Origin of the sequence: Ureaplasma diversum NCTC 246, from assembly GCF_000731915.1 — a bacterium.
Classification (GTDB): Bacteria; Bacillota_I; Bacilli_A; order Mycoplasmatales; family Mycoplasmoidaceae; genus Ureaplasma; species Ureaplasma diversum.
The window spans coordinates 1-6,267 of the sequence record NZ_JFDP01000003.1; the positions used below are offsets into that span (position 1 = coordinate 1).

General features: G+C 28.0%; 3 protein-coding genes and 1 pseudogene. 2 read left to right on the forward strand and 2 right to left on the reverse strand.

Annotated elements, in window-relative coordinates:
• Nucleotides 1–758: restriction endonuclease subunit S (locus tag UDIV_RS04705; protein ID WP_231428070.1), on the forward strand; the 758-nt coding region annotated here is incomplete at its 5' end.
• Nucleotides 759–764: 6 nt separating this feature from the next.
• Nucleotides 765–3,800, forward strand: a complete 3,036-nt coding sequence (locus tag UDIV_RS00290; protein WP_038101586.1) for a type I restriction endonuclease subunit R — start codon at nt 765–767, stop codon at nt 3,798–3,800.
• 67 nt (nt 3,801–3,867) lie between these two features.
• Here UDIV_RS00290 and UDIV_RS00295 read toward each other — a convergent pair whose 3' ends face one another.
• Both UDIV_RS00295 and UDIV_RS04430 read right to left on the reverse strand, forming a co-directional pair.
• Complete coding sequence (locus UDIV_RS00295) at nt 3,868–4,527, reverse strand: LemA family protein (protein ID WP_038101587.1); 660 nt, start codon at nt 4,525–4,527, stop codon at nt 3,868–3,870.
• Nucleotides 4,528–4,672: 145 nt separating this feature from the next.
• Nucleotides 4,673–6,267 (reverse strand): annotated as a pseudogene (locus UDIV_RS04430) (hypothetical protein); the annotation flags it as partial.

Genomic DNA, 6,267 nt, shown 5'->3' on the forward strand with positions numbered 1-6,267 from the left:
TTGTAAAAACACTAGACAAATTCACAGAATATATTACCGAATTAGAAAATGAGTTACTACTAAGAAATAAACAATATAACTACTACAGAGATATGTTATTAAGCGAAGAATTCTTCAAAAATAATAATTTAGGTGCAAATAACATTGATAACTATGAAATAAAAAGAACTACACTTGGTGAAATTGGTAAATTTATTCGTGGAAATGGTCTTCTTAAAAAAGATCTTGCTTTAGAAAGTAAACCTGTAATCCATTATGGTCAAATCTATACCAAGTATGGTTTTGAAACCTATAAAACTTTTTCATTTACAAGTCAAGAAGTTTTTGACAAATTAAGAAAAGCAAAGAAGAATGACATTTTAATTGCTACTACATCTGAAAATATAAAAGATGTATGTAAAAGTGTTGTTTGATTAGGTGAAGAACAGATTGGATTTTCTGGAGATATGTATTGTTATAGAACATCTCAAAACTCTAAATACATAGCCTACTTTTTACAATCTAAGCATTTTCAAATGCAAAAAGAAAGAAAAGTAAGTGGTGTTAAAATGATCCGCCTACATAGTAGTGAAATGGAAAAGTTTACAATTACTTTACCACCTTTATCTATTCAAGATAAAATAGTAGAAATTTTAGATCAATTCAATACATTAACAAGCAACCTTACCCAAGGTCTTCCAAAAGAAATCGAACTTCGCCAAAAACAATACGAATATTACAGAGAACAACTTTTATCGTTTAATGGAAATAAAGGTTAATAACTTATGAAAAAGACAAATCCAATTCTAGAACATTCAAAAGGTATTATCTTAGATGAATATGAATTCATCAATAATACAAATACAAGCTATCAAAGTGAAAAAGAACTAGAACAACAATTTATTAATGATTTAATAAAACAAGGATATGAGTATATAAAATACGATTCTTCTGAGCTTCCATCATTAACAAAAGCTAGTAGTGAATTAAGTATCCCTGATCTTAAATTTGATGAAATCAAATATTTTTATGACACTTTATTTGTTAATTTAAGAAATCAAATTCAAAGACTTAATAATATTACTTTTAATAATGATGAATGAAGAAGATTCCTTTTAGAATATTTAGATAGTTCTAGTGATACTTTTGTTGAAAAAGCTAAGAAACTACATAACGATGGCGAATATAAAAATGTAGTTCATGACTTTGAATTTGATAGTGAAGAATTAAAAAACATAATTATTTTTGATAAAAACAATATCAACAATAATAAATTACAAGTTATTAATCAAGTTAAATCTGGAAATAATATATATGATGTATCAATTTTAGTTAATGGTTTACCACTTGTTCACATCGAACTTAAAAGAAGAGGTGAAAACCTATTTGATGCATTTGATCAAATTGATCGATATAAAAAAGAAAGTTTTAATTCAGAAAAATCATTATATAAATGAGTTCAAATCTTTGTTATTTCTAATGGAACAGAGACTTCTTATTTTCCTAATACTAAATCTAATATTAAAAGTCATGAACAATATACTATGCAATGAGCTGACGCTAAAAACAGAGTCATTACAGATATTGAAGACTTTACTTTAACTTTTTTCCAAAAAATAACAATATTAGAAATATTAGCAAAGTATTGTGTTTTTGATTGTAGGGATGAACTATTGATTATGCGTCCTTACCAAATTGCAGCTACTGAGCGAATCTTACTTAAGATTAATACAAGTTATAACCTTAAAAATCAAGAGGGTGGTTATATTTGACATACAACAGGTTCTGGAAAAACACTAACTTCATTTAAAACAGCACGACTTGCTAAAGGTTTAGATTTTGTTGATAAAGTGTTCTTTGTAGTTGATCGAAAAGATTTAGATGATCAAACAATTAAGGAATATGAAAGATTTTCACCAGGTAGTGTTGATAATAGTACAAGTACATATAAACTAAAACAAAACATAGAAAAAGCAAGTGATAAAATCATTGTTACTACTATTCAAAAGTTAAATAACTTCATTAAAAATAATGATAATCACAATATTTACAAAAAGAGTTGTGTAATGATTTTTGATGAATGCCATAGATCTCAATTTGGTGAATTTCAAAGATCAATAGCTCAGAAATTTACTAAAGCCTTTAGATTTGGTTTTACAGGAACTCCAATTTTTGAAGAAAATGCTGAAACAGATGCTTCAAAAAATAAAATTACTACCCAAAGAATCTTTGGACTTGAATTACATTCTTATATTATTACAGATGCTATTCGAGACAAAAAAGTTCTTAGATTCTTAATTGATTATGTTAATTATGATTTTAGTGAAGAAGATATTAAAAAGCATGCAGAAATCAATGATAAGAGTTTAGCTAAAGCTGAAAATGACTTATTAATGCATCCTAAAAGAATCAGTAAAATTACAAATTATGTAATTAATACAATTAATAAGAAGTGCCATAGAGGTAACAACTTCATTCATAAAGAAAAGAATTTAAATGGATTTAATGCTATTTTTGCAGTTAGTTCAACAGAAGCTGCAATGTTGTATTATGATGAATTTAAAGTTCAAATGCAAAACTTAAATGATGAAGATAAATTAAAAATAGCTACTATCTTTAGTTATGAAGAAAATGAAAGTGTAGAAAACAATCCATTAAGCGTTGATTCTGAACCAAATGAAACTCAAAAAGAGTTTTTAGCACGAGCAATAGCTGATTATAATGAGATGTTTAAAACTAACTTCAATATCCAAGATGCAACTAGTAATTATTATCGAAATGTATCTGAGAAACTAAAAAATAAAGAAATTGATTTATTAATTGTTGTTAAGATGTTCTTAACAGGGTTTGATTCACCAACACTAAACACATTATATGTTGATCAGAACTTACAATATCACGGACTAATCCAAGCATTCTCTAGAACAAACCGGATTTTAAATGCAGTTAAACAATGTGGTAATATTGTTTGCTTTAGAGATTTATCTGAAAATGTAAAAAATGCAATTATATTATTTGGTAAAAAACATAATGAACAAATCTCAATCGTTGAGCATACTTATAATGAAATTAAACCTGAATATGATGAAATAGTTAATATTATCCAAAACCAATATTGTACAGGTAGACCAGTTGATGTTAGTGAACTTAGCGATGAAGAGAAAAAAGAATTTATTAATGATTTCAATAAATTCTTAAGAGTAAGAAACTTATTAATCAACTATAGCGAATTTAAAGAAGAAGATGATATTAAAAATACACGTCGATTCCAAGACTTACAAAGTATTTATAACAAAATATCAAAAGAGATCAGAGCAAAAGATATAAAACCAATTATCTGAGATGATATTAAGTTTGAAACTGAAATTATTAAATCAGAAGATATTAACTTACATTATATTTATCAAAAAATTATTGAATACTACCGAAAATATGATCGAGTTCAGTTTGTTGAAGAATTAGAAAGTTTAATAAGTTCAAGTTTAAACTTAAGTCCTAAAAAAGATTTATTACTTAGATTCTTAGAAACTGATTACTTTAAAGAAGGTATTGAATCTGAAAACATTGCTGAAGCATTTAATAAGTTTGCTAAATTAGAACAAGAAAAAGAAATAACTTCTTTAATTAGTGATAATAACCTAAAAGAAAAAGAAGCTAGAAAATTTATTTTACAATGCATTAAAAATGGATATGTAAAAGAAACAGGAACAGAATTAAGTAGTTGTATAGTTGCTTCACGAATGAACAACCAAAGACAAGCTATTAAAGAAGAAATAACTAAAGCATTGATTACTTTAGTTAATATCTACAAAGAAATTTAATTCAATAAACAAAAAAGAACTTAGGGATTTGTTCCTTAAGTTCTTTTAATCTTTATAATGGATATATTTATCAGTTGCTAAGTGAAGACATATCAACATCTTGACGACGTTCTTTACTTGCTGCAAAAATAGGCATTGGCATTGCATTAACTTTTTCAGCAACACAAACTACAGGGAAATTAAAGATTGCTGCGTTGTAGTTAGATGCACGGTTGTTGTATGTTCTTCTTGCTGCTGCAATTTCAGATTCTAAGTAAGTTGATTGGCTCATTAATTCCATTACATGGTTACCAGATTTTAATTCTGGGTAACGTTCAAATTGAACATTAATTAATTGTTGTAAACCATCAAGTGCTTGTTGTTTTTCATTAATGTCGCTCGCTTGAGCAGCTACATTACGGTTTTTAGTAATTTGATCTAATACAGATTGTTCAAATTTGTAGTGGCTTTTTACTTGTTCAACTAATTGTGTTAGAGTACCGAAACGTTTGTCTTGACTAACTTGAATAGATGATGATGCTTCATTAATTTCATTCTTTTCATTAATGATGTAGTTTTTAGTTCTAAAGTAGTAAACAATCATTGGAATGCATAATAAGAATGCACTCATAATTCAAAAAATGATATATAAAGCTTTTTCTCCACCAGTTGCCTTTGGCAACTTGTTAGGATTATTGCTTACATTAGGACTTAACTCTTGTTCACCTTGGTCTTTTCAAAGATCCATATTGTTCCTCATTTCTTATTAAATATCAATTTATATAATATTATACATTAATTTAATAATTGATTAAATCGGTAAATATAAAACTGATCTCACAACTAAATAAATGATTATTTAGCAAGTTAAGATCAGTTTATATTTTTAGTTGTTAATTAGTGGGGTTAATTTTATACTCAGTTGCAAGAAGATTTTCATTTGGTTTGTCTTTTAAAGTTATTTGAGTAACTGTGAAATCAGCATTTTTACCTCAAGGGTATTTTGGGTAAATTTTAAACACAACTTGATCACCTTCGTCTTTTGATATTGTTGGGAACAATCCTGAGTCTTCTGTTGTATCAGTTTGATATTTATTTTCACTATTTCTAAATTCAAAATTTAAAAATTTAGTTTTAATCGATTCAAATAAAGTCTTTGGTCCTTTTACTACAAATACAAGATATGTATAACCTAGGGGGTTATTAGAATCATATTCTACACTTTGAATTGTTATTTTCTTTTCATCTTTCTTTTCTTCTTTAGAGCCTGTTTGTGCATCAGCATTAGGTTTTGCTTGTGTTCCGTCTTGGCTACTTGTTGAACCACTGCTCATTGATGATTTGATTGGTAACTCTATTTTTGTTAAACCTTCATTTAATTCAACAGTTTGCCCAGTTTCAGCATCATCATTTTCTTTGCTGTATAGTTCAGCACCTAATATTTTATACTTTGCACTGTCTTCTAGATTTTCAAAAATAACAACCACCTTACCATTTTCTACTTTTATTTTTTTTGATATTTCAGATTTTCCTGGTTTGTCGTCTTCTGACACTTTTTTTAATTCAACTTCTAAGTATTTATTATCTGCATTTGTTACATTTAATGAAAGTTGATATTTACCATCTTTTTTCATTAACATTGCATTATCTTCTAAAGTAACTGATACTGCTTGTTCTGGTGTAGGAGTAGGTGCTTCAACTTTTGGAGTTTGTTCCGCTTCTGTTTCAAATTCTTTTCCACTTAAAGTTGAACTTAATTCTAAACTAACTCCTTCTTTAGCAGTTTCACTATCATAAAGTTTAAGTGTTGATACTTTATATTTAGTTCCCGCTTTTAAACCATCAAAACTAACTTTTACACTATTAGATTCAACTTTAGCTTTTGCATTGACTTTAGTTGCATTTTCTTGGTTAGTTGAAACTTCAGTTAATTCAACTTCTAAATATTTATTATCAGCATTTGTAACAGATAATGTTAATGAATATTTCGCTTCTTCTTTAATTAATTTAGCATCATCAGCTACACTAATTACAGGTTTAGTTGTTTCTGATGTACTTCCACCATTTTCCTTACCATTAGTTCCAGGATTTTCATTTTTTCCTGTTTCACCACCACTTTGTCCTGTGCCTGGTTGATTGTCTTTCATCTTTTCATCTTTTTGTTTATCTGATGAACCAGGGTTAGATGGATTAGGATTTTCTGGAGTTGATGGTTGTGTTGCTCCTGGATTTGTATTAGTTGAACCTGCTGATGGATTAGTTGTATTATTTTCAGAACCTTGTTTACTTCCGATTGTAGTACTTCCACTTCCGCTACCTGGGTTTGAAGATTCATTACCACCTGTTTGTGGTTGTTCTACTTTCTTTTCAGTGGGTTTAGACGGTCTCGCTTTTGTTGGTGCACAAGCTGCAACTATCCCTATAACACTAACCCCTGCCATAATAGCACCAACTGCAAGAGTTAATGCCTTCTTGTTTTTGAATTTAC